At 72.6% G+C, this 24773-nt stretch carries 19 protein-coding genes; 10 read left to right on the top strand and 9 right to left on the bottom strand.

Going from position 1 to position 24773, the window contains the following annotated elements:
- The first annotated feature begins 11 nt into the window (after positions 1-11).
- On the top strand, positions 12-5081 hold the full coding sequence (locus LXT23_RS45100; RefSeq protein WP_253986717.1) for a tetratricopeptide repeat protein: 5070 nt from the start codon (positions 12-14) through the stop codon (positions 5079-5081).
- A 16-nt stretch (positions 5082-5097) separates the two neighbouring features.
- On the opposite strand, the gene LXT23_RS45095 is transcribed toward LXT23_RS45100, so the two are convergent.
- A complete protein-coding gene (locus LXT23_RS45095) occupies positions 5098-5835 on the bottom strand; it encodes a competence/damage-inducible protein A (protein WP_253986716.1) in 738 nt (245 codons plus the stop codon).
- Positions 5836-6004: 169 nt separating this feature from the next.
- On the opposite strand from LXT23_RS45095, the gene LXT23_RS45090 reads away from it, so the two are divergent.
- The gene (locus LXT23_RS45090) at positions 6005-6589 is read left to right on the top strand and encodes a hypothetical protein (RefSeq protein ID WP_253986715.1); all 585 of its coding nucleotides are present in this window, start codon (positions 6005-6007) and stop codon (positions 6587-6589) included.
- Between the two features lie 9 nt (positions 6590-6598).
- Here the strand turns inward: LXT23_RS45090 and tmk are convergent, their stop codons facing one another.
- Both tmk and LXT23_RS45080 read right to left on the bottom strand, forming a co-directional pair.
- The gene (gene tmk / locus LXT23_RS45085) at positions 6599-7255 is read right to left on the bottom strand and encodes a dTMP kinase (protein WP_253986714.1); all 657 of its coding nucleotides are present in this window, start codon (positions 7253-7255) and stop codon (positions 6599-6601) included.
- A complete protein-coding gene (locus LXT23_RS45080; protein WP_253986713.1) occupies positions 7252-7557 on the bottom strand; it encodes a hypothetical protein in 306 nt (101 codons plus the stop codon). Before LXT23_RS45080 ends, tmk begins: the two co-directional genes overlap by 4 nt.
- A 244-nt stretch (positions 7558-7801) precedes the next feature.
- On the opposite strand from LXT23_RS45080, the gene ribB reads away from it, so the two are divergent.
- The gene (gene ribB, locus LXT23_RS45075; protein WP_323379158.1) at positions 7802-8953 is read left to right on the top strand and encodes a 3,4-dihydroxy-2-butanone-4-phosphate synthase; all 1152 of its coding nucleotides are present in this window, start codon (positions 7802-7804) and stop codon (positions 8951-8953) included.
- A gap of 3 nt (positions 8954-8956) precedes the next feature.
- On the opposite strand, the gene thrC is transcribed toward ribB, so the two are convergent.
- The 5 genes from thrC to greA form a co-directional block, all read right to left on the bottom strand.
- Positions 8957-10294, bottom strand: coding sequence for a threonine synthase (gene thrC, locus LXT23_RS45070; protein WP_253986711.1), 1338 nt, complete (start codon positions 10292-10294; stop codon positions 8957-8959).
- Positions 10291-10860, bottom strand: coding sequence for a hypothetical protein (locus tag LXT23_RS45065; protein WP_253986710.1), 570 nt, complete (start codon positions 10858-10860; stop codon positions 10291-10293). Before LXT23_RS45065 ends, thrC begins: the two co-directional genes overlap by 4 nt.
- Before the next feature lie 119 nt (positions 10861-10979).
- Complete coding sequence (locus LXT23_RS45060; RefSeq protein WP_253986709.1) at positions 10980-11615, bottom strand: protein-L-isoaspartate(D-aspartate) O-methyltransferase; 636 nt, start codon at positions 11613-11615, stop codon at positions 10980-10982.
- Between the two features lie 140 nt (positions 11616-11755).
- A complete protein-coding gene (recG, locus tag LXT23_RS45055; RefSeq protein WP_253986708.1) occupies positions 11756-14935 on the bottom strand; it encodes an ATP-dependent DNA helicase RecG in 3180 nt (1059 codons plus the stop codon).
- A gap of 112 nt (positions 14936-15047) precedes the next feature.
- Positions 15048-15566: a transcription elongation factor GreA gene (gene greA / locus LXT23_RS45050; RefSeq protein ID WP_253986707.1), complete on the bottom strand. Its 519-nt coding sequence runs from the start codon at positions 15564-15566 to the stop codon at positions 15048-15050.
- Positions 15567-15749: 183 nt separating this feature from the next.
- On the opposite strand from greA, the gene LXT23_RS45045 reads away from it, so the two are divergent.
- Positions 15750-16280: an FHA domain-containing protein gene (locus LXT23_RS45045; RefSeq protein ID WP_253986706.1), complete on the top strand. Its 531-nt coding sequence runs from the start codon at positions 15750-15752 to the stop codon at positions 16278-16280.
- A 24-nt stretch (positions 16281-16304) separates the two neighbouring features.
- Positions 16305-16703: an ACT domain-containing protein gene (locus LXT23_RS45040; protein ID WP_253986705.1), complete on the top strand. Its 399-nt coding sequence runs from the start codon at positions 16305-16307 to the stop codon at positions 16701-16703.
- A 2-nt stretch (positions 16704-16705) separates the two neighbouring features.
- Here the strand turns inward: LXT23_RS45040 and LXT23_RS45035 are convergent, their stop codons facing one another.
- Positions 16706-18694 (bottom strand): hypothetical protein, encoded by a 1989-nt coding sequence (locus LXT23_RS45035; protein ID WP_253986704.1) that lies wholly within the window; start codon positions 18692-18694, stop codon positions 16706-16708.
- 203 nt (positions 18695-18897) lie between these two features.
- Here LXT23_RS45035 and LXT23_RS45030 point away from each other — a divergent pair, with 203 nt between their 5' ends.
- From LXT23_RS45030 to LXT23_RS45010, 5 genes are all read left to right on the top strand, one after another.
- Positions 18898-20559: a DUF2339 domain-containing protein gene (locus LXT23_RS45030; protein ID WP_253986703.1), complete on the top strand. Its 1662-nt coding sequence runs from the start codon at positions 18898-18900 to the stop codon at positions 20557-20559.
- Positions 20560-20663: 104 nt separating this feature from the next.
- Complete coding sequence (locus LXT23_RS45025; RefSeq protein WP_253986702.1) at positions 20664-21068, top strand: MGMT family protein; 405 nt, start codon at positions 20664-20666, stop codon at positions 21066-21068.
- Positions 21069-21151: 83 nt separating this feature from the next.
- Entirely contained in the window at positions 21152-21697 is a 546-nt protein-coding gene (locus LXT23_RS45020; RefSeq protein WP_253986701.1) for a M15 family metallopeptidase, read from the top strand.
- Between the two features lie 158 nt (positions 21698-21855).
- Entirely contained in the window at positions 21856-22578 is a 723-nt protein-coding gene (locus tag LXT23_RS45015) for an RNA polymerase sigma factor (RefSeq protein WP_253986700.1), read from the top strand.
- Positions 22508-24730 (top strand): serine/threonine protein kinase, encoded by a 2223-nt coding sequence (locus LXT23_RS45010; protein WP_253986699.1) that lies wholly within the window; start codon positions 22508-22510, stop codon positions 24728-24730. The genes LXT23_RS45015 and LXT23_RS45010 overlap by 71 nt, the downstream gene beginning before the upstream one ends.
- Positions 24731-24773 lie beyond the last annotated feature (43 nt).

The raw sequence follows: 24773 nt of genomic DNA, 5'->3' as shown, positions 1-24773 counted from the left end.
GCCGGCTTCCCATGAGCGAGCGCAACGACGTCCCGCGTCCCCCTCTCCCCGTGGCCCCTCCGCCCATTCCCGGAGCGCCCGCGAAGAGCGCCACGGAGACGCTGGCACAGAACACGGCCGCCCTGCCCGTCGCGGCGGTGAACGCCAGCGCCGAGGATGAAGCCCGCGAGCGCATCGCCTCGCTGGAGCGCGAGGCAAAGGCCCTCAGCGCCACGGACCCGCACGCCGCCGCGCTGCTCTTCCACGAGGTGGGCCTGCTCTGGGAGGAGCCGCTGAAGAACCCGCGCAACGCGGCCGTGGCCTTCCAGAGCGCGTACAAGCTGGCGCCCCGCTACCTCGTCAACATCCGCGCCGCGCGCCGCCTCTTCGCGGACGTGGGCAACTGGCAGATGGTGCTGCAGTTGCTGGACGCGGAGCTGGCCGCCACCGGCGACACCCGCCACCAGGCCGCGCTCCTCTTCGAGAAGGGCATCATCCTCCAGGAGCGCCTGTCCCGCGACGACGACTCCACCGCGTGCCTCAAGCTGTGCCTGGAGCGCCGGCCCACCGACGTGGTCGTCCTCACCCAGCTCGAGTCCGTCTACGCCGCGCGCAATGACTCGCAGGCGCTGGTGGAGGTGTACCGGCTGCTGTCCGCCGCCGTGCAGCAGCCGTCGCTGCGCGCGCACTACCTCACCTCCGCAGGCCTGCTCGCCGAGGAGCGCCTGAAGCAGCGCGAGGCCGCCGCCGCCCTCTACCGCGAGGCCTTCGCGCTGGACCGCTCGGACCTGCTGCTGCTGGCGGCCATGAAGCGCGTGGCCGAGCGCGATGGCCGCACCGACGAGCTGCTCGCCGCGCTGACGGCCGAGGCTGGAGCGCTGGGCGCGCAGGCGGCGCCCGCGTACCTGCAGATTGCCAAGGTCTACGAGCGCGCGGGCCGCAACGACGACGCGCTGGCCGCGCTGCTGGCCGCGCGCAACGTGTCCCCGAACGAGCCGCTGGTGCTCAGCGAGCTGGCCGGCATCTACGAGACACAGGGCCGCTACGAGGAGCTGGCGGACGTGCTGCTGGCGCGCGTGGGCTCGCTCAACGACGAGAGCGAGCTGGTGGCCACCAACCTGCGCCTGGCCGCGCTGTACGAGGAGACCCTCAAGCGCGAGGCGGACGCGGCGGCGCGCTACCAGGCCATCGTCGCGCGCATCCCCGGCCACGCGGCGGCGCTCGCGGGCCTGGGCAAGCTGTACTACCGCATGCAGAACTGGGAGGGGCTGGTCTCCGTCTTCGACGCGGAGGTCGCAGCCGCCGAGGACGCGAAGCAGAAGGCCGCCCGCATGTACAAGGCGGCGGAGATCCTCGAGGAGCGGCTGGGCCGGCAGGAAGACGCCATCACCCGCTACAACACCTGCCTCCAGCTGCAGCCCGGCTACCTCCCCGCGCAGAAGGCCCTCACCCGCCTCTACGAGCGCCAGGGCCGCTTCGCGGAGCTGGTGGCCATGTACGAGCAGGACCTGCTCCAGACGTCCGACCGCGACCAGCTCATCACCACGCTGAACAAGATGGCGGTGGTGTACGAGGACCGGCTGGGGGACCTGGACCACGCCATCGAGTGCATGAAGCGCATCCTCGACCTGGCGTCGGACCACCTGCCCACCATCCGCAACCTGGCGCGGCTGTACGAGCGGGCCGCGCGCTACCGCGAGCTGCTGGACACCCATGACCTGGAGGCGTCGCTCGCGAGCGACACCAAGCAGGTGCTGTCGCTCCTGCACCGCAACGCGGAGATTCTCGACGAGCACCTGAAGGACCGCGCGGGCGCCATCTCCGCCTACGAGCGCGTGCTGGCGCTGTCCCCGTCCTACCTGCCCGCGCTCAAGGCGCTGGGCCGGCTGTACGCGCAGGACGGCCGCTGGGAGAAGCTCGTGGACATGTACCGGGCGGAGTCGGAGGCCTCCCCCTCCATGGAACAGGCCGCCGCGCTCATCTACAAGATTGGCGAGCTGTACGAGCAGCGGCTGCAGCGCGAGAACGAGGCCGTTGCCTCCTACCAGGAGGCGCTGATGCTGGCGCCCAGCTACTTCCCGGCGCTGCGCGCGCTGGCCCGCATCTACCGGGCGCAGAACGCGTGGGAGAGCCTGGTGGAGGTGCTGCGCGCGGAGGCCGCCAACCGCACGGACCCGCTGGAGCGCGCCAACGCGCTGTACCAGGCCGCGGCCATCTGGGAGGACGCCCTCCACCGGCCGGAGCTGGCCATCGACACGTACCAGGAGGTGCTGCGCCTGACGCCCGGCCACGCCGCCACGCTGCGGGCCCTGGAGCGGCTGTACCTGGCCCAGGACAACGTGAAGGAGCTGGTGGCCATCCTGGACCGCGAGACGCAGGTGGGTGGCACGCCCGCGGCCAAGGTGACGGCGTACCTCAAGCTGGCGCGGCTGTACCTGGACCGCTTCCAGGAGCCGTCCCGCGCGGCCCAGTGCTGCGAGGCGGTGCTGGGGCTGGACACGGGCAACCTCACCGCCCTCACGCTGCTGGAGCGCATCCGCGCCGCGGACCGCCCGCGCCGCGCCGAGCTGCGCCAGCGCATCGCCGAGCGGGTGAACGACCCGCGCCTGGCCACCGCGCTGCGCCTGTCCGCCGCGCTGGATTTGGACAAGACGCCCGCCGAGGGCACGCTGGAGGCGTACAAGCGCGCCTTCGAGGCCGACCCGGGCGATGCGCGGCTGGCCTTCGTGCTGGAGCGCGGGCTGCGGCAGGCCGGTGACGCAGCGGGGCTGGCGCGCCTCTACACCATGCGGCTGGCGGCGGCGCAGGACGCCGACGAGGCGCTGGAGATGCTGCTGCGCACCGCCGAGCTGGCGGATACGCGCTTCAACGACCTGGAGCGCGCGGCGGCCCTCTACAAGCAGGCCCTGGAGCTGCAGCCGCAGTGCCTGCCCGCGCTGCAGGGCGCGCGGCGCGTGGCGCTCAAGCGGGGCGACGTGGCCGGGGCGCGCGCCGCCCTCGAAGCCGAGGCCGGCGCCAGCCGGGACCCGCGCGGCATCATCGACGCCCTCATCGCCGCGGCGAAGCTGGCCGCGGGACGCCAGGGCGACACGGACGGCGCGGCGGCGCTGTACCGGCAGGCGCTGGAGAAGGACCCGCTGCACCCCGCCGCGCAGACGGGCCTGGAGGAGCTGCTCGCGCAGCGGGGCGGCTCGGCGGACCTGGCGGCGCTGCAGGAGCGGCGCGGTGAGGCGAAGCTGGCGCTGAAGGACGGCACCGCGGCGGCGACGGCGTTCGTCGGCGCGGCGCGCCTGTACCACACGGCCCTGGGCGACAAGCCGCGCGCGCTGGCGCTGCTGGAGAAGGCGCTGGCCGCGCAGCCGGGCCAGCCGGAGGCGCTGGAGCTGCGAGGCTCGCTGCTGCTGGAGGCGCAGCAGTACGCGGACGCGGCCGCCATGCTGAGCCAGCGCGTGCAGCAGGGCGGAGACCCGCGCGCCCTGGCGCAGCTGCACCTGACGCTGGGCAACCTGTACGCCACGCACCTGAATGACTCGGGCCGCGCGGCGGCGCACTACCAGACGGTGCTGGCCACCCTGCCCCGCAACGTAGAGGCGCTGGAGCGGCTGGCCGGGCTGCACGCGCAGGGCCGCAACTGGGCCGGCGCGGTGGACTGCCTGCACAAGCTGCTGCAGCAGGAGCTGCCGGCGGACGCCCGGGCACGCCTCACGCTGGAGCTGGCGCGCACCTACGACGATGGCCTGGGCGACGCGGCCGCGGCCACCCCGCTCTACCGCCGCGCGCTGGAGCTGACGCCGGGCAACCCGGCGCTCATCGACCGGCTGGTGACGCTGTACGAGCGCGCTCGCAACCTGCCGGAGCTGGCGCAGCTGCTGGAGGCGCAGGCCCAGACGCAGCTGCCGGTGGACCCGAAGCGGGCGGCCACGCTGCGGATGCGGTCGGCGGACCTGTACGCGGGGCCCCTGGCCGAGCCGGCGCGGGCCACGGCGATGTACCGCCAGGTGGTGGACGGAGACGGCACCAACCTGACGGCGCGCACTGCGCTCGCGGAGCTGTACGCGCGAGACACCTCGTCGGTGCCGATGGCGATTGAAGAGCACCGGCAGATCCTCCGCCAGGACCCGACGCGGGTGGACAGCCTGCACAAGCTCTTCAAGCTGTGGGAGGGCCTGCGGCAGAACGACAAGGCCTTCTGCGCGGCGGCGGTGCTGACGTTCCTGCGCTCGGCCAACGAGGTGGAGCAGGCCTTCTACATGGAGGGCCGCTCGCGGCTGGCGCAGGAGGCGCGCGAGGCGCTCAACTCCACGGACGTGGACGCGGTGCTGCTGCACCCGCAGGCGCGCGGGCCGATGCTCGAGGTGCTGCGCGCGGTGGGCGACCAGCTGGAGAAGGTGTACCCGCCGACCTTCGACATCGTGGGCGTCAACCCCAAGACGGACAAGCTGAAGCCGGACTCGGCCGTGTACAAGGCCATGCGCACGGTGGCGCAGGTCTTCGGCGTGGAGGAGTTCGACGCGTACCAGGCCAAGCGCGGGCTGACGGTGCTGGAGACCACCGAGCCGATGGCGGTGTGCATCGGCCAGGACGTGGTGCGGCGCTTCAACGCGCGGGAGCAGAAGTTCCTGCTGGGGCGCGCGGCGCTGGGCCTGCTGAACAAGGCGGCGGTGCTGGAGAAGCTGTCGCAGGGCGAGACGGCGGACCTGTTCGGCAGCTCCATCCGCATCCACGCGCCGCAGTTCACCGCGCTGGGCCGGCGCAACGACGAGACGGTGAAGCAGCTGCGCAAGGCGTACTCGCGCAAGGCCCTCAAGGCGCTGGAGACTCCGGCGATGGCCATGGGCGACGTGCAGAAGGTGGAGCTGGCGCAGTGGCTGGACGCGCTGGACTACTCCGCGGACCGCGCGGGCATGCTGATGTGCGGCGACGTGGCCGTGGGCCTGGGCATGGTGCTGCGCGAGGACCCGAACTTCGCCGGAGCGCGCCTGGACACCGCGGAGCCCGTGCTCCAGGCCGTGCGCGAGGGCGAGCGGCTGCGCATGCTGCTCGCCTTCTCCTTCACCGACGACTTCTTCCGGCTGCGCCAGCGGCTGGGGATGTCGCTGTAGCCGGTGGCGGCGGGCGCTACTCCCGCCGCACCACCGCACCTTCGGGAAGGCCGCTGACGATGCGCCCCGTGGCGTCCTCCACGGAGCCGGACTCGGCGGCCTCCACGGTGACCTTCACCCGGTAGTCCTTGCCCGGGTCGAACTCCGGGTAGGAGCCGATGGCCACGTGCGGCATGTCCAGCGCCACGCGGTCCAGCACGCCGGCGATGTCGCTCTCGCCCAGGCGCAGGTAGAGGGCGCTCAGCACCACCGGCGTCCCGCTCAGGCGCCCGAGCACCGTCTCCAGCTGCATCCGGAAGAGCTGCGGCACCCCGGGCAGCAGGTACACGTCCTCCACCGTCAGCACCGGGTACCAGGTGCCCGCCTGGGGCAGCAGCACCGAGCCCTCCGGCGCGTCCGCCAGCCGCATGCCCTCCGGCGTCACCTTGCCGTCCGGCGCCCGCGCGGTGATGAGGGCCACCATCTCCGGCAGCCGCACCACCGGCTTGCCCATGGCCATGGCCACCGCGCGCACGGTGACGTCGTCGTGCGTGGGGCCGATGCCGCCGCTGGTGAAGACGTAGCGCGCCTTCTGCCGGGCCCGGGCCACCGCGTCCACGATGGCGTCCACGTCGTCGAGGACGGTTTCCACCGAGCGCAGGGGAATGCCCACCTCGCGCAGCCGCTTGATGAGATGGGGGCCGTTGAGGTCCTGCACCTTGGCGGTCAGGACCTCGTTTCCGATGATGACCGCCGCTGCGCCGGTGCGCTCCATAGAGGGGCCGGACTCTAGCGCAAGCGCTTCGGATGCAGACGGAATCGCCCGGAAGTCCGTTGCCCGAATCAGAAATCCGATGCGCCTCCTGGCCTCTCGTCCAGCCCTCTCCCTCTCGCACCCTCCCGGCACCTGGATTGCACAACCCGACGGCATGAACGACCTGTCCATGCGTTGCAATCCGTCCCACTACCGGCGCACCCCCTGGCCCCTCGCGCTGCTGCTGCTCTCGCTCACCGCCTGCGACTCCAAGGAGGCGGAAGAGGACACCCTCCGGGTGAAGTATGGCGAGACGTGGAGGGACTTCGACGAGGAGCGCATCGAGCGGCTGCCCTCCGTCACGCCGCGCGGCCTCTGGTTCTGCGGCACCCACGACCCCATCCCCAACGCCGTCGACGACGAGACGAGCGTGTGCATCAACGTCACCCTGGACGAGGCCCTGCTGGGCACCGGACCGGCAACCCTGACCCTGGAAGGCACGACCACCGTCCCCGTCGAAACGTCGGGGCAGGTTGCGTTCACCCCGGGTGCGGGGCACTCGCCGGGTGTCGTTGCAGCGTGGGCCAACACCGGCTGCTTCGGCGCCCCTCCCACGGAGCCCTCGGTCCAGCAGGTGAAGGGCCAGCTCGTGCTGGAGCACAACAGCGACGTCTGGCTGTCGGGGCGGCTGAAGCTGCAGTTGACGGGGACACTGGCCGGCTCGTGCCCGGGCAGCGCCGCCGAGGCCGACATCGAGTTCGACCTCCCCCGCTGACGCCGCGGCTCAGCGCTTGCGGCCGAGCAGCTTGCGAATCTCCTTCATCGAGGCCTCCGTCACGGCCTCGATGCCCTGCTCCCCGTCGATGGGGACGATGCGCTCCCGCGTCGAGAGCAGGCGGATGGCCGCCACGTACTGCTTCGCGATGCGCCGCTGCGCCTCGTCCGCCTCGAACAGCTCCGCCGGCCCACCGCGGGCCGCGCGCCGCCGCGCCGCCACCTCCGGCGCCACGCCCACGAAGAGCGTCAGGTCCGGAGACACCGCGCACGCATTCACCGCGTCCACCCACTCCATGGGCAGCGAGGCCCCCTGGTACGCGAGCGAGGACAGCACGTAGCGGTCGCACAGGACGACCTTGCCCGCGGCCAGCGCGGGCAGCACGCGCGCGGTGAGGTGGTCCGTCCGGTCCGCCGCGAACAGCAGCGCCAGCGTCTCCGGGGACAGGGGCCCCGCCCCACCGGGCAGCCCCAGCCGGCCCGTGAGGGCCTGGCGAATCATCGTGCCCACGGGCCCGTCGGAGGGCTCGCGCGTGGTGAGCACCTCGTGCCCCTCCGCGCGCAGCACCGCCGCCAGCCGCTCCACCTGCGTGGTGGTGCCGGCGCCGTCGAGCCCCTCCAGGACGATGAAGCGCCCCTTCCGGACCGCCTTCTTCGCGGCGCTCACCGGGGCAGCAGCGCGGCCGGGTCGTCCAGCCGCAGCTGGCGGCGCAGCTCCAGCATCGACTCGTAGCGCTTCAGCTCATCCACCAGCACCTTGCGACCGGTGCGGTAGTTGCGGAAGGCGTACACCAGCAGCGCCAGCGACAGCGCGGCCGCGCCCCACGCCAGCACCGGAGTGCGCAGCGAGTCGTAGAACAGCTTGCCCGACGCGCCCCCAATCAGCAGGGCGGCGATGGTGGACACGCCCGCATGGGCGAAGTTCGTGGTGCTCTGACGGGTGGACAGGCTCTCCTGGAGCTGGTCCATCTGGGTCCGCATTTCCTGGGTATCGGCGCTCATCACGGAGCCGCGGACCCTACATCAGCCCGGCCAACCCGTCGAGTCGCCACCCGCCCGCCCGCCGACCGTAGGCCCCCCAACCAACGACCTCTCCCCACCCTGCCGCCCGCCCGGTGGCCCTGTGGCGCTCATCCGGCCCATCACCGGAACACACAGCCGCCAGCAGGTTGCCTTGCGAGCCCGGGACGCCCACGCTACATGCGCCCACGACATGCAGCCTTCCCGGCGGACCGACACCTCCATGAGTCACGACACCCAGCTCTCCTCCATCGAGGACGCCATTCGCGACATCCGCGAAGGCAAGTTCGTCATCGTCGCGGACGACGAGGACCGTGAGAACGAGGGTGACCTCATCATGGCCGCGGAGCTGGTGACGCCCGAGCACCTGGCCTTCATGGTCCGCCACACCAGCGGCATCGTCTGCCAGCCCATGCTGGCCGAGCGGCTGGACGCGCTGCGGCTGCCGCAGATGGTGGCGGACAACACCGAGTCGCACCGCACCGCCTTCACCGTGTCCGTGGACTACCGGCACGGCACCAGCACCGGCGTGTCGGCCGCGGACCGCGCCAAGACGATTCGCGCCCTCGTCGACCCGAGCAGCAAGGCGGACGACTTCCTGCGCCCCGGCCACATCTTCCCGCTGCGCTACCGCGAGGGCGGCGTGCTGCGCCGGGCCGGCCACACCGAGGCCACGGTGGACCTGTCCCGCCTGGCGGGCCTGGAGTCCTCCGGCATCCTCTGCGAGCTGGTGAAGGACGACGGCACCATGATGCGGATGCCGGACCTGATGCTCTTCGCCCGCGAGCACAAGCTGTCCGTCATCACCATCGCGGACCTCATCGAGTACCGCCGCCGCAAGGACCGGCTGGTGCGCCGCGAGCCGGGACAGCACACCGTCACCACGAAGTACGGCGAGTTCACCGCCCTCACGTACACGTGGATGCCCGACGGCGCGAAGTCGCTGGTGCTGGTGAAGGGCGACCCCGCGTCGAAGCCCAGCGCGCTGGTGCGGCTGCACGCCGCGTGCGCCATGGGCGACGTCTTCGGCTCGCCGACGTGCAACTGCAACGCGCTGCTGGACCGGGCGCTGGCGCGCATTGCCCGCGAGGGCACCGGCGTCCTCGTGTACCTGCCCGGCATGCACGGCGACGACTTCGGCATCCACCACAAGCGCAACGCCGACGGCAGCAGCGCCCCCGCGCGCGGCCCGCAGGAGACGCGCGACCTGGGCATGGGCTGCCAGATTGTCTACGACCTGGGCGTGCGCTCGCTCCAGGTGATGACCAACACGGACATCACCTACCGCGGCCTGTCGGGCTTCGGCCTCACCATCGACAAGCGCGTGCCGCTCCAGGCGGACTGACGCTCAGCCCAGGTCCGCCAGGGCGCTTCGCACCGCGTCCAGGTTCGCCGGCAGCTCCACCGGGGGGTTGGCGTAGCGGCTGGTGACATCCGCCAGCGCGCTCCGGTGGTAGCCCACCTTGAAGTCCGCGAACTTCAGCCCGTGCGCGGTGGCCACCACCGCGACGCTGGAGCCCCGGGCAATCACTCCCCGCGCCACCAGCTTCTCCACCGCCGCCAGCGCCACGCCCGTATGAGGGCAGGTGAAGGTGCCCTCGCGGTCCGCCCGCGCGGCGGCGTTGGCCAGCTCGGACTCCGTGGCGTCCTCCACCACGCCGTCGAAGGCCTTGAGGACGCGCACCGCGCGCCGGAAGGACACCGGGTTGCCGATGCGGATGGCCGACGCCAGCGTGGGCCCGGCCAGCAGGGGCTCCAGCTCGGCGAAGCCGCCACGGAAGGAGCGCGCCAGCGGGTTGGCGCGCTCGGCCTGCGCCACGGCGATGCGCGGCCGGCGGGAGATGAGCCCCAGCTGGAACATCAGCTCGAAGCCCTTGCCCAGCGCGCTGGCATTGCCCAGGTTGCCGCCCGGAATCACCACCCAGTCCGGCGGCTCCCAGCCGAGGTCCTGGCAGAGCTCCACGGCGACCATCTTCTGGCCCTCGATGCGCAGCGAGTTCATCGAGTTGGCCAGGTACAGCCCCGTGTCCGCCGTCACCGCCTGCACCAGCTTCATGCAGCCGTCGAAGTCCGTGTCCAGCGACAGCACCCGCGCCCCGTTGGCGATGGGCTGCACGAGCTGCGCGAGCGACACCTTGTCGCGCGGCAGGAACACCACCGCCGGAATCCCCGCCGCCGCGCAGTAGGCGGACAGCGCCGCGGAGGTGTCCCCCGTGGACGCGCACGCCACCGCGCGCAGCGGCACGCCCCTGGCGCGCATGTGCTTCACGGCGGAGACGAGGACGGTCATCCCCCAGTCCTTGAAGCTCCCCGTGGGCGAGACGCCGCACTCCTTCAGCTCCAGCGTCGCCAGCCCCAGCTCCGCCGCCATGCGCGGCAGCGGCTTGAGCGGCACGCGTCCCTCTCCCAGGGACACGATGTCCTCGGTGGGGAGCTGCGGGTACGCCCACTCGCGCTTGCCCCAGACACCCGAGGCGTCCGGCAGGCGCGCGGAGCCGAAGCGCGTCTCGAAGCGCCGCTTCCACTCCGCCGCCGGCACGGTGCGCAGGGCCGCCACGTCGTGCGACACCTCCAGCAGCCCGTTGCAGCGCGGGCACCGGTAGACGACGTCCAGCAGCGAGGCGCGGAAGTCACAGCCCTCGCTGCACGCATACTCGGCACGGAAGCCGGACATGGTGGCGCTCATGCCTCCGCCGGCGCGCGGGTGAAGCACTCGGGGCAGGCCTTCCCGGGCCGCACCGGTGTATGGCACGAGGAGCAGTCCACCCACCCCGCCTCGTCCCCCTCGGGACGCTTCGCTCCGGCCACCGCTGTCGCCGCGACCCGGGCCCGGGGCAGCCTCATGCCGCAGCGGTCGCAGAGCATCCCCTGCGCCTGCTCGTTGCGGCAGTAGCGGCACACGACGACGCCGACGGGCGCGGCGGTGCGCACGCCGTCATCCTGCGCGCGGCCGGTGTCCAGTTCCTGCATGGGCGCCACGGGCACGGCGCCGGTGACCCCGGCGCGCGTCAGCTCCAGGTCCGGCACCACCTGGGCCGGCAGGTCCGGTCCAGCCTTCTGCCGCGTCAGGTCCAGCTCGGGCAGGGCGGCGACCACCACCGCCGCGCGGCCTCCCGTGTGCGGGGTCAGCTCCAGCTCCGCCAGCTGCGCCACGGGCGCCGCGTCGACCGTCTGCGCGGGGAAGACCCGGCCACAGACGTCGCACTCGGTTCCCTCGGGCTGCACGTGGTCACACAGCGGACAGATGATCATGCGTGAACGTTAGCGGGCCGCCGCGCTCGGGGGCAACGCGACTTCCTGGTCAACGAGCAGCATCCAGGCAGACAGGCGGCAGGTCCACTTCCACCCGGGAGCCACGGCCTCGGGTGTCGTCACTCCTGGAGGGCCTGCCCCGTCATGGGGACGAAGCGCACCGGGAGGAGGCGCTCGACGAGGGGCAGCTCCCCTTCGTGCCGGGCGCGGCGGATTCGCAGCAGCTCCTGGGCACCTCCGACGGGCCCTACCGGGAGGACCATGCGGCCCCCGCGCTTGAGCTGGGACAGGAGCGCGATGGGCACCTGGCTGGGGGCGGCGGCGGCGAGCACGGCATCGAAGGGGGCCGCTTCGGGCCAGCCCAACGAACCATCTCCCCGCCGGTAGTACACGTTCTGGAAGCCCAGCCGGTGCAGCAGCAGGCGCGAGGAGCGGGCCAGCTCCGGGACGATCTCCACCGTGTACACCTCGCGGCAGAGCCCGGCGAGCACCGCCGTCTGGTAACCGGAGCCGGTGCCAATCTCCAGCACGCGCTCGTAGCCCTTGAGCGCCAGGGCCTCCGTCATCAGCGCCACGACGTAGGGCTGGCTGATGGTCTGCCCATGGCCGATGGGCAGGGGCACGTCCGAGGGTGCCTCGCTCCGGGCCCGCTCCGGCACGAAGTCGGCGCGGTCCAGGCGCGCAATCGCCTGCAGCACCCGCCGGTCTCGGATGCCCTGCCCCGCCAGGAACTCAGCACGTGCCCAGTCGCCCATGCCTCAACCCTAGTCACTGCCAGGCAGGCGGACATGTTCTCACGGCCCTCATGCGGCCCCGCGCCTGTCGAGAATCGGAGGCGAAGCGCCACGCGCGTGGGACAGGCTCGCGTCTCCCCCTCCGACCAGGCGCGCGGGCCCTACCCCACCCGCGCCAGCGCGAGGCGGCCTTCCCACCGCTCCTCGAGCGCCTTCACCAGCCCCTGGTGCTCGCGGGCCTTCAGGTCCGGGTCCTTCTCCAGGATGCGCCGGGCCTCCGACTGGGCCATGGAGAGCAGGTCTCCGTCCCGCGCCAGGTTGGCCACGGCCAGCTCGGGCAGGCCGCTCTGGCGCGTGCCCAGGAACTCGCCGGGCCCGCGAATCTCCAGGTCCTTCTCCGCGATGACGAAGCCGTCGCTGCTGTGCTCCATCACGGACAGGCGCTCGGTGGACTCCCACGAGCGCGCGGCGCCGGCCACCAGGAAGCAGTAGCTCGCCGCCGCGCCGCGCCCCACGCGCCCCCGGAGCTGGTGCAGCTGCGACAGGCCGAAGCGCTCCGCGGACTCCACCACCATCACCGACGCGTTGGGCACGTCCACGCCCACCTCCACCACGGTGGTGCAGACGAGGAGGTCCAGCCGCTTCTCGCGGAAGTCCTCCATCACGCTGTCCTTCTCCTCGCCCTTCATCCGCCCGTGCAGCAGCCCCACGCGCGCCTGGGGGAACACCACCCGCAGCTTCTCCACGCCCTGCGTCGCGTCCTCCAGGTCGAGCTTCTCGGACTCCTCCACCAGCGGGTAGACGACGTATGCCTGGTGCCCCTTGGCCAGCTCGGAGGCCACCGACTCGTAGACTCGGGCGCGCTGCTTCTCGTTGAAGACGCGCGTGCTGATGGGCGTGCGCCCCGGCGGGAGCTGGTCGATGACGGACAGGTCCAGGTCCCCGTACATCGTCATGGCCAGCGTGCGGGGAATGGGCGTGGCCGTCATCACCAGCACGTCCGGCTTCGGGCCCTTGCTCATCAGCGAGTGGCGCTGCAGCACGCCGAAGCGGTGCTGCTCATCGATGACCACCAGCCCCAGTCGCCTGAAGGCGACGTCGTCCTGGATGAGCGCATGGGTGCCCACCGCCAGGTGGACGTCCCCCCGGGCCACGGCGTCCCGGCGATCCCTCTTCGACTTCGCCGTGCCCGCCGAGCTCACCAGCCCCACACGGTAGCCCAGCGGCTCCAGCACCTTGCGGAAGGTGCGCTCGTGCTGCTCGGCCAGGATCTCCGTGGGCGCCATCACCGCGACCTGGTAGCCGTCCTGCAGCGCGACGAGCGCGGCGACCATCGCCACCGCCGTCTTGCCGCTGCCCACGTCGCCCTGCACCAGCCGGCTCATGGGCTCGGGGCGCGCCAGGTCCCGGCACAGCTCCTCCACCACGCGCGCCTGCGCGTCCGTGAGCTTGAACGGGAGCGCGCTCCGGGCCTTCTCCAGTCGGGGCGCGGACACGTCGAAGGAGATGCCCACCTCCGCCTTCACGTCCTGGCGCTTGAGGGCCATGCCGAGCTGCAGGAAGAAGAGCTCGTCGAACGCGAGCCGCCGGTGCGCGGGGCTCAGGTGCGAGTCGAGCGCATCCAGGTCCGCGTCCCCGGGCGGGAAGTGGATGAAGCGCAGCGCCTCCGGCAGGCCCATCAGCGCCAGGCGGCGGCGCAGGTCCACGGGCAGCGGGTCCTCCAGCGCGTCCGCGTACTTGTCGCCCACGTTGGAGGTCAGCTCGCGGAAGGAGCGCTGCTCTCCGCGCTCGAAGCCCGGGTAGACGGGGACGATGCGGTTGAAGTGGACGGAGGTGATGGAGTCGAGGTCCTCGGCGGGCTCGATTTCCGGGTGAGCCATCTCCCGGCCGCTCATGGTGGCGCGCACCTCGCCGGAGAGGACGATGCGCTTGCCCACGGTGAAGCGGCTCTTGAGCCACGGCCCCGCGTGGAAGTACGTGGCGGCGATGCTGCCCGAGCGGTCCCCCACCACGGCGCGGAACATCCGCCGGCCCCCGCGGCCCGCCACGAAGTCCGCGGCCTTCACGGTGCCCACGGTGACGCCGCGCGCACCGGGCTCCAGCTCGGCGATGGTGCGAAGCTGCCGCCGGTCCTCGTAGCAGCGAGGCAGCAGGAAGAGGATGTCGCCCATCCGGCGCAGCCCCTTCTTGTTGAGGGTCGACACCAGCTTGGGCCCCAGCCGCTTGTCCAGGGTCTTCAGCGGCATGGACAGCGGCCCGGTGCGGGGCGCGATGGACAGCAGCTTCGCCTCGTTGCGCGACGCCTCGGCCGCGGCGGCGCGCTTCTGCTTCCGCTCCGCCTTCTCCTTGCGCGTCCGGGCGCCGGGCACGGCCTCCGGGCCGGTGTCGAGCACGCCCTGTCGGGGACCCTTTGCCATCCGTCCCACAGCCTGCGCGGGAGCACCGGCGCGGGAGGACTGCGCGGAACCAGGGCCCGGTGCCATGACACCCGCGCGAGTCGCGGAGGCCGCGCCACGGGGCGAGGACGTCGACCCCGCCTCCGAGGTCATCGCACCGGCACGCGCTGCCGACGGGGCTCTCGTGCCCTGCTGAGCATGGAGCGAGGACGTGGCCCCCGCTCCCGAGGTCACGCCCCGGGACGAGGACGAGGCGCCACCCGTCGCGGAGGCACCGGGCTTCGCACGGGCAGGAGCCCCGCCTCCGGACGAGGCCCCTCCGGGCAGGGGGTCCGTGGACTTCCACGGCGGCACGTAGCCCGGCGGAGTCGCTCCGGGCGCATCGACCTCCAGCAGCGACAGGGGAATGCCCTGGGGCGGCGTCGCACGCGGCTTCGCGCCGGGCGACAACGCCCCCTCCCGCAGGAGCGTCCGGCCCTCTCCGGCGTGCGAGGCCGCGGCCCCTGCTCCCGGGGGCACCGCCACGCCAGGCCTCCGGGCCGCCCTCGTGGAGGCCACCTCCAGGCCGGGCAGCAGGCCCGCCCCGGGGGGCCGCGAGTCCGTGGGGCCACCCGCACGAGCCGCCTCCGCGCCGGGCCCCCGCCCTCCATCCCGCCGCCCGTCGCCGGTGGCCACGCCCTCCAGCTCCACGGGCAGCGGCACGCCGCTGAGCCTCAGGCCGGCCACCACGCGCCGCAGCGCGGCCTTGCGGCGCTCCGGAGCGGGGTCGTCCACATCGGGCAGCGCCGCGCGCAGGTGCTCCAGGACGCGGGCGTCCACGCCTCCTGCCCCCGCGAGCGCGTGCTCCAGCACGGGGCGCAGCCCCTTCACGGTGTCGAGCCTCGCGAAGTCGCGCTGGCACGCATACCGGAGTGGTCCAACGAGGCTGGCGAGCGGATGGTTCACGCGCGAGGTCCGTCGCACATCCTACGGAATGGGGGTGACGTGTCCCAGGAAACGAGACCGGGGGAGCGAGCTCATGCCCGCTCCCCCGGCAGCTCCCCAGAGGGGGATCGGGTCAGCTCTCGCCGGCCGGCGTGTCGCCCTGCGGATCCTCGAAGCGGATCTGCTGAATCTCCAGCTCCTTCGTGCCGCCGGGGCTCTGCACCGTGGCGATGTCACCGACCTTCTTGCCGATGAGCGCCCGCGCCACGGGCGAAGTGACGGCAATCCACCGCTTCTTCAGGTCAGCCTCCAGCTCGCCGACGAGCCGGTAGGTCACCGGCTTCTCCGTCTCCGTGTCCATCAGGTCCACGGTCGCACCGAAGACGACCTTGTCGCCGCCCAGCTTGCTGACGTCGATGACCTCCGCGCGGGCAATCCAGTCGTTGAGGTCCAGGATGCGGCCCTCGATGTGCGACTGCTTCTCCTTGGCCGCGTGATACTCGGCGTTTTCGCGCAGGTCCCCATGGGCACGGGCGACCTCGATTTCTCGCGAGATCTTCCCACGCTCGACGGACTGGAGGTGCTTCAGCTCCTCCTTCAACTTCCGCAGTCCGGACGGGGTCATCGGGATGTTGTCGCTCCCGCTGCTCATCGAAACAGCTCCTTCCACCACTCCCAAGGTTCAATAACTTTGAGGGCCGGCGCTCCTCCCAGAGCCCGGCCCCCACAATGAAAGTCCCAATGTAGGGAACCAGTGACAAGTTGGTCAATGAAACCCGTACGGGGTACCCGAGATGCGCTGGGCGCGCGCCCGGCGACCCGGTAGTCTGCCCGGGTGCTGTCCGTCCAGGAGTTGCGCAGTCTCGCCGCCGCCCTCCCCCTCGAAACCTTCCAGCGTCAGCTCGGGCCCTTCGCGCTCATCCAGCGCCCTCCGTCCGAGGCATCCGCCGCCGTGCTCGCCCCCACCCGCATGGCCGCGCCGGAGGACATCGAGCAGGGAATGCTCACCCTGCTGTTCGAATTCGAACACCTGCGCGTGGCCACGCTGCCGCCGCTGCTCGCCACGGACCGCCTGCGCATCGGCCGGCGCATGGACTGCGACCTGGTCGTCGACGACGCGTCCGTCTCCAAGATGCACGCGGAGCTGCGCTGGAACGGGGCCGAGCAGCGCTGCACGGTGCAGGACCTGGGCTCCACCAACGGCACCTTCCTCAACGCCCAGACGCTGGGCGGTCGCGAGGTGGTGCTGCGCGACGGGGACATCCTCAGCTTCGGCAACGTGCAGTTCTGGTACCTGCTGACCGGGACGCTGCACGAGCGGCTGCGCGCGGGCGAGGCCACCGGCCTGGGCTCGCGCAGCGGCTGAGCCCCACTCCGGAGGAAACGAATCATGCCCGGCGAGACGAACCTCGACGTGCTGCTGCGCTCCATGCGGCCGGTGCTGAAGGAGGGCGAGTACGTCTTCTGCACCCTCCCCCATCCGGCCTCGCCGGACCTGGGCGCGCTGGCGCCCGTGGGCCTCTTCCATGAGGACGAGGGGCTGACGCTCATCCTCCGCCGCGAGCGAGCGGACGGCGCGGGCCTGCCGTACTCCGGCACCTTCCGCCTGCTGACGCTGTCGGTGCACTCCAGCCTGGACGCGGTGGGCTTCATCGCCGCCGTGTCCACGCGGCTGGCCGCGCACGGCATCGGCGTGAATCCGGTGGCCGCGTACCACCACGACCACCTCTTCATCCCCGCCGCCAGGGCCCCGGAGGCCCTGGCCCTGCTGGAGTCCTTCACGCGCTGAGGTCAGTCCTTGTGGAGGATGGCCCCGTCACCCGCGAGCCACAGGCCCGTGGTGGAGGGCGCCCAGACCGCGCGGAAGTGGCGGCGGGTGCCCGTGCGCTCGGAGACCCACCGCGACCCGTCGCGCCGCAGCAGCGTGCCGTTGTCCCCAGCCACCCAGAGCGCCGTGGTGGAGACGCCCCACACCGCGTTCAGGTTGGCCGAGGTGCCGGCGTCCACGGGTGCCCAGGCGGTGCCGTTGAAGTGCAGCAGCGTGCCGGCGGCGCCCGCGGCCCAGATGTCCGTGGGCCCGCTGCCCCAGACGCTGAGCAGGTGCTGCGTCGTGCCGGACGTCATGGGGCTCCAGGCACTGCCATTCCACAGGTGGATGTTGCCCCCGTCGCCCACGGCCACCGCCAGCCCGGGGCCCTGCACCCAGACGTCATTCAGCGTCACCGTGGCCCCCGTGGGGACCTCCGTCCAACCGGTGCCGTCCCGCCGTGCCGCCACGCCCGCCGCGCCCACCACCCAGACGTCCGTCTCCGAGGAGCCGTGCACGGCCCTCAGCCCCTTGTCGTCCACCACGCGCTCCTCGACGAGCGCCGTGCCGTTCCACCGGACGATGCGCCCCTCGAAGCTGCTGGAGCTGGCCAGCCACACCGACGTGGGGCTCGCCGCGTAGACGCCCTGCACGTCGTCGAAGGTGTCGAGCTGGTCGGACTTGAGCGCGGCCCAGCCGCCGCCATTCCACCGCAGCACCTTGCCGCGCAGGTCCACCACCCACACGTCAGAGGGGCCCGTGCCGTGGATATCCCGCACCGCCTGCACCTCGCGCGACGGCACCTTCGTCCACCAGGTGCTCCCGCTCCACCGCTCCACCTGCCCGTTCGCGCCGAAGAGCCACACGTCGTTGGCTGCCGCGCCCGCCATGACGCCCCGTCCGCCGATGCCCAGCCGCAGCCAGGACGCGCCATCCCAGCGATAGCGAGGCCCCTCGCCCACCGCGAGCAGCACCGAGGGCGAGCCCGCGTAGAGGTTGGAGAACTGGTCGGAGATGCGCAGCCGCTCCTCCAGCCCCGTCGTGGAGACGCGGTAGACGATGCCGTAGTCGTCACAGGTGAGGCACGGGTCGTCCGACGTGACGGCCCAGACGTCGTTGGGCCCCGAGCCCGTCACCTCGTACAGCGGCAGGTTCGTGTTCGTGGAGATGCTCGCGAGCGCGGCGCCGTCGTGGTGGCGCAGCGTGCCCCCGTTCCCCGCCAGCCACACGTCCGAGGGGCCACTGCCCCACACGTCATTGAAGGTATGCCCCGTGCCGGCATCCACGCGCTCGAAGCCGCTGCCCCGCTCGCGCAGCACCGTGCCGGCGGCGCCCACGGCCCACACGTCGCTCGACCCCGAGGCCCAGACGGAGGTCAGCGCCTGCGGCGTGCCCGCATCCACCGCCGTGAAGGCCGCCCCCGACGAACGCACCACGGCCCCACCGGCGCCCACGGCCCACACCTCCGTGGCGGAGACGGCATGCACGCCGCGAAGGTCCGCCGTGGTGCCGCTCGCAACGCGCGTCCACTTCGTGCCATCCCAGTGCTGGATGTGGCCGTGCTCACCCACCGCCCAGCCGTCATCGGGCGCCCGGAAGTGCGCGCCCCTCAGCGTGTTGCCATGTGGCAGCGGGTACTCCCAACACCAGCCATCCTCACTGCACAGCCGCTCCGCGGCGGGCATCGCACAGGTGGTGGCGTGGCCGCGCCCCCCACACACCTCCGGCTCCGCGCACGTACCGCAGGCCGACGTGGTGCCACCGTCGCTTCCCGCATCCTGCCCCGTGCCCGCGTCTTCGCCGGGTTCTACGTCCACGGGCTCGGCCTCGTCACAGCCCGTGAAGCCGATGGCGCCGGCCAGCAGGAGCGCGAGCGGCAGCACCCGGCTCCACGCCTTCGTGCGGAGACCACGCTCCGGGCCGCGCCGCGAAGCGGGCTCGACACCTGCTGCGAAGAAGTTGTCGCGGGACATGGGTCTCCTGGGGGACTGCGAGGGCGGAGCCGTGGCACATGCGGCGCCACGGCTTCCGGGTCGGAGCTGTATTGCAAGCAACGCTCCCCGCTGGATCCGCTGGAGCTTCGCCATGCCGCGTCATCCCGTCGGCACCCGGGTTGCAATGACGCGGCGGGGTTCGTCTATGGTCTGCGCGGGCCGGGACATCGGGGTGTGAGGGCATGGCGGTCGAAGGTGACGAGCAGGAGCTGCGCGAGGCCATCCGCAAGCTGGAGTCGACCGTGGCGTCGCTGGAGGCGCGGCTGACCCGGCTGGAGACCGCCGGTGCCAGTCCGAAAACCCCGCCGGCTCCAGTCGTGACGGGCGCCGCCGCGCCCCCGCCACCGGTCGTGCCCGCGCCGGAGCGCAGGGACCTGGAAGCGCACCTGGGCACCTACTGGCTGAGCCGGGTGGGCATCGTCGCCCTCATCATCGGCATCGCGTATCTGATTACGTACCGCTTCGGTGAGCTGGGAATGCTGGCGCGCGTGGTCGCCGGCTACGTGCTGAGCGCGGGCCTGGGCGCCTTCGGCCTCTGGCTGTCGCGGCGGCACCAGCTCTTCGGGCGCATCGTGTTCGGCGGTGGGCTGGCGCTCGCGTACTTCGTCACCTACGCGCTGCACTTCCTGCCCTCGGTGCGGGTCATCGAGAGTCAGGCGCTCGCGCTGGTGCTGCTCGCGCTGCTGGTGGTGGCCATCGTCGTCATCGCGCACCGCATGCAGTCGGAGACGGTGGCCGGCATCGCGCTCTTCCTCGGGCTGCACACGGGGATGCTCAGTGAAATCACCACCTTCACGCTGTTCTCCACCACGCTGCTGGCGTGCGGCGCCCTCTTCTTCCTGGTGCGCAACCGCTGGGTCGTCGTGCCGCTGTCCAGCCTCGTGGCGGTGTACTCGACGCACATCGTCTGGGCGCTGCGCGACGACGGCGTGGCGCCCGGAGCGCCGGACCAGGAGCGGCTGCTGCTGAGCCTGGCCTTCGTCGTCCTCTACTTCCTGCTGTTCTCCGTGGCCCTGCTGGCCCGCCCCCGCGAGCTGTCCCCGCGCGCGTGCCTCGCGTTCGCGCTGCTCAACTGGGTGGGGCTGGCGGTGCTCGGCGGGTATGAGGTGGCGCGGTGGAACGATGACCACCTCTTCGGCTTCTTCGTGGCGCTGGCGCTCGCGCAGGCGGGCTGCGCGGCGGTGGCCCACCTGAGGCACGCGCCCGGCCCCCTCTTCCACGCGTACCTCGCGCTCACCGCCATCACCCTCGGCGTGGCCATGCCCGCGGAGCACCAGGACTCGCGGCTGGTCGTCGCGTGGACGGTGACGGGCCTGGGCACCGGGCTGAGCGCGCGCGCCGCGGACTCTCCGGTGCTGCGGTGGGTGGGCGTGCTCATCCTCTTCACCGCGCTGGGCACCAGCCTGGCGCTGGGCTCCGGCCTCGTCCCGCAGCTCGCGGCGCTCTTCGCCATCTTCGTCTTCGTGGAGCGCGCCAGCCGCGCGAGCTGGCCGCGCCACACGCCGCCCGTGCCGCGCCGGGATGACACCGCCTTCCAGGTGGCCAGCGCGGCGGGCGCGGGGCTGGCGCTCGTGGGAGTGGTGGGCGAGCTGATGCCCCAGGGGCTCGTCACCCTGGGCTGGGTGGTGGCCGCCTTCGGCCTCTTCGCCCTGGGCTTCGCCGTGCGCGAGCGCTGGTACCGGCTGGCGGCCCTGGCCGTCCTCGGGCTCGCGCTGGTGCGCCTGCTGCTGGTGGACCTGGCCAACCTCCCGGCCGACCAGCGCGTCCTCACCTTCATCCTGCTCGGGGTGATGCTGCTCGTCGTCTCCTATACGTACACCCGGCTGCGCGGCCGCCAGGGCTGACGACCGCACGCCACCGGACACCGGCGGGCCGCCCACCCCACCCGGCCGGTTGTGCGCTTGACACACAACCCGCCACACGGCATTGGACGGGCCAGGAGGCCGCCATGTCGACACCGCCGCGCGACGAGCGCGAGTACTTCGAGCGCATCTACACCGCCGTCGAGCAGGTGCCCCCCGGGCAGGTGGCCACCTACGGCGACATCGCGACCATCGTCGGGGACGGCTGTGATGCCCGCATCGTGGGCCATGCCCTGGGTGCCCTCGGCGCCCGCTCGGCCACCGTGCCGTGGCAGCGGGTCATCAACCGCAACGGCGGCATCAGCACGTCGGGGTATGGCCAGCGCGAGGCGCTCGCCGCGGAGGGAGTCACCTTCGACGAGCGCGGCCACGTGCGGATGGACGCGCACCACTGGCAGGGGCCGAGCGAGCAGTGGGCGCGCGCCCATGGCTTCCAGACGCTGCCCGCGCGCCCGGGGAGCGTGCCCGACGCGCAGCTGCGTCTCTTCTGAACAGGCGCCTGCCCCCCCGCCTGCTTTGCCTCTGGGAATAGACGCGAGAGAGTCATGTCCTGGCCAACGGGTCGGAATCCAACATGCCGCTCGCGTATCTCCGCTGGGGTGTCCTCATCCTCGTGTGTCTGATCGCGCCCATCGCCTTCGCCGGAGGGACCAAGGTCCGCCGGGCGAAGCCGAAGAGCGCGAAGCTCGTGCGCCTCAAGGGTGGCGAGCTGCTCCACCGTGACGCGGCCACCGCGTTCCAGCGGATGACGGTGGAGGCCCGCGCGGATGGCTTGTCGCTGCGGGTCACCAGCGGCTACCGCTCGCGCCGGGAGCAGCGCTGGCTGTACGAGCGCTACCGCAGGGGCCTGGGCCCGCAGGCGGCGCGGCCGGGGCGATCCAACCACCAGCGGGGCCTCGCGGTGGACCTCGTCGTCGGGGACGTCACGTCGCCCACCTACGACTGGCTCGCCTCCCATGCGTGCCGCTTCGGCTTCCGGCGCACGGTGCCTTCCGAGCCGTGGCACTGGGAGTACCGCCCGCGCATCACCGTTCCGCCCCTCCCCGGGCAGGACTGCCTGGGCCGCATCGTGGCCCCGGAGCTCGTGCCTCCGCCCGTCGCGGAGACGGACCGGAGCTGAGTCCGGGGACACCCTGCTCGAACCTCGCGAAACTCCAGCAGCCGCGCCCTCCGGCGCCCTCAGAAATGCGAGGCGGCGGCGGTTTTCCAGTGGGTGCCTGACAGGGCCGGCACGGGGAGGGCTCCCGGTCCGACGAGCCCGCCCGGTATGCTGGCGGCGTGGCGCCTCCGGAAAAGCCCCAGAAGTTCGCCACCACCCGGTGGAGTCTCATCGCCGCGGCGGGCGGTGGCGCCAGCGCGCCCGATGCGCTGGCGACCCTGTGCGAGCTGTACTGGCATCCCTGCTATGCCTTCATCCGGCGCAGGGGGTACGCCGCCGACCCGGCGTATGACCTGACACAGGGCTTCTTCGTCCGGCTCCTGGAGAAGAACGACCTGGCCACCGTGGACCGCGAGCGCGGGCGCTTCCGCTCGTGGCTGCTGGCGGCGCTGAAGCACCACCTGGCCAATGACTGGCACCGCGAGCAGACCCAGAAGCGTGGCGGCGGCGCCGTGCACCTCTCCATCGACGGCGCCGAGGCGGAGAGCGAGTACGGCCGGTTCGAGCCGTCGCACGACGTGACGCCCGAGAAGCTGTTCGAGCGGCGCTGGGCGCTCGCCCTGCTGGAGCGCGCCCTGGAGACGCTGCGCGCCGAGTATGCCCGGCTGGGCAAGGCGGACCTGTTCGAGCAGCTCGGCGGGAGCCTCACCGGGGACAGGGACGTGGCCTCGTACCAGGCCATCGCCACGGAGCTGGGCATGACGGAGAGCAACGTGAAGGTCTCCGCCCACCGGCTGCGCAACCGCTACCGCGCGCTCATCCAGGAGGAGATTGCGCGCACCGTCGAGCGCGAGGACGACGTGGACGACGAGCTGCGCCACCTGCTCGCCGCCCTGGAGTGACGCGGGCACCATGGCCAACGCGGATACACCGGGCGCCACGTGCGCGACATGTGGAGCGCTCCTGTCGGGCGGGGTGCTGGGCGGCGCGTGCCCCCGGTGCCTGCTGTCCGGTGCGCTGGGCGGCGCGTGCCCCCCGCGGAGCCACTCGCTGAACGCGCTGCTGCCCCCGGCCGCGTCGAAGCTGCCGGTGCGCTTCGGCGAGTACGAGCTGCTGGAGCGCATCGCCCGGGGCGGCATGGGGGTCGTCTACAAGGCCCGCCACCTGCGGCTCCAGCGCGTGGTGGCGCTGAAGATGATTGTCGACGGTGAGCTGGCCAGCGAGCTGGAGGTCCACCGCTTCCACGCCGAGGCCGAGGCCGCCGCGCTGCTGGACCACCCGAACATCGTCCCCATCTACGAGGTGGGCGAGCACGAGGGCCACCACTACTTCACCATGCGGCTCATGGAGGGCGGCAGCCTCGCCGACCACATGGCGCGGCTGCGGAGCACGCCTCGCGAGGCCGCGGCGCTGATGGCGGCGGTGGCCCGCGCCGTCCACCATGGCCACCAGCGCGGCATCCTCCACCGCGACCTGAAGCCGCCCAACATCCTGCTCGACACGGAGGGCCGCCCCCACGTCAGCGACTTCGGCGTGGCGAAGCGCATCGAGAAGGACGGCCTCACCCAGACGGGCACGGTGGTGGGCACGCCCGCGTACATGGCGCCGGAGCAGGCCGCCGGCCACGTGCGCGGCCTCACCGTCTCCGCGGACGTCTACAGCCTGGGCGCCGTCCTCTACGAGCTGCTCTCCGGACGGCCGCCCTTCGAGGGAGACACGGCGGCGCACGTCCTCCAGCAGGTGCTGGAGGCGGAGCCCGTGGCCCTGCGCACCGTGGCGCCGGGCGTGGACCCGGACCTGGAGACGCTCTGTCACAAGTGCCTGGAGAAGCAGCCGGCGCGGCGCTACGCCTCCGCCGAGGAGCTGGCGCGCGAGCTGGAGCGCTATGCGCGCGGAGAGTCCATCCTCGCGCGGCGCCTGGGCCGGGCCGCGCGCACGTGGCGCTGGTTCCGACGGCATCCGCTGCTCGCGGGGACGCTCGCGGTAGTGGCGTGGCTGCTCGTCACCATGGCGGCGGGCGCACTCCATGTCGCGCTCGGGCAGCTCCAGGCGCGGCGCGCGGAGGTGCTGGCAGCCAACACCCATGCCGCGCTGACGGCGGCGGGGGCGGTGCTCTACCAGCTCGACACGTACCGCGCCGCCGTGGGCTGGGCGGCCCGCGACGCGGCGGTCATCGACGGGCTCCACCGGAACGACACCGAGGCGCTGCACCAGTACCTCCAGCGCGTGGACACCGATGCCACGCAGCACCACGGCCTGCGCCTGCGTGACGGCGGCTCGCCCTTCTCCGTGTGGCTGGTGCTGGACAGGGAGGGCGTCGTCCGGGGGCGCTGGCCGCGCTCGGACGAGCACGTGCTGGGGCAGAGCCATGCGTGGCGCGACTACTTCCAGGGCGCGGTGGGCCTCGCCCGCAAGGGCAGCAGCGCGGCCTACGTGTCACGCGCCTTCCAGTCGGTCGTCAACGGCCAGCACCTGTACGCCGTCTCGGCGCCCGTCTACGACGGCGAGCACGCATGGGTCGGCGTGCTGGTGGCCATGTCCACCACCGGGCCGACGTTGGGGCGGCTGCAGCTGGATGCGCCCGGTGAGGAGGGCGCGCGGGTGGTGCTGGTGGCCCCGGCGGATGCGCCGCGAGGCGGCACCACGGCCTTCCAGCAGAGCGAGTTCATGGTGGTGGTCCACCCGGACCTCCGGCCCGGAGCGACGCGCGTGCTCGACGCCGGGACGAAGGCGCACGTCCGGCAGGTGCTCCACCGCGCGCCACGGCCGGGGCCGGAGCACCCGCAGTTCCCCCAGCGCGAGCAGGTGGTGAGCAGCGAGGCCCATACCGACCCGCTGCGCCCGGACGAGGGCCCCTGGCTCGCGGCCTTCGCCCCCGTGGGCAGCACGGACTACGTCGCCATCGTCCAGACGCGCGATGCGGCCGTCTTCGCGCCGACCCGGACGCTGCTCGGCCAGCTGGCCCTGTGGAGCGGGCTCCCTGCCCTGGCGGGCGGCGGCCTGATTGTCCTCTTCCTCTGGCTCCTCCAGAGACGGGCACGCGCCCGCCATTGAGCTGTCACCTCGATGTCACCGGACGCGGCGTAACCCCGGTCCG

Source organism: Pyxidicoccus xibeiensis, from assembly GCF_024198175.1.
GTDB classification, from domain to species: domain Bacteria; phylum Myxococcota; class Myxococcia; order Myxococcales; family Myxococcaceae; genus Myxococcus; species Myxococcus xibeiensis.
The sequence above is the reverse complement of the archived record's forward strand: the minus strand, read 5'-3'. Positions and strand labels throughout refer to the sequence as shown.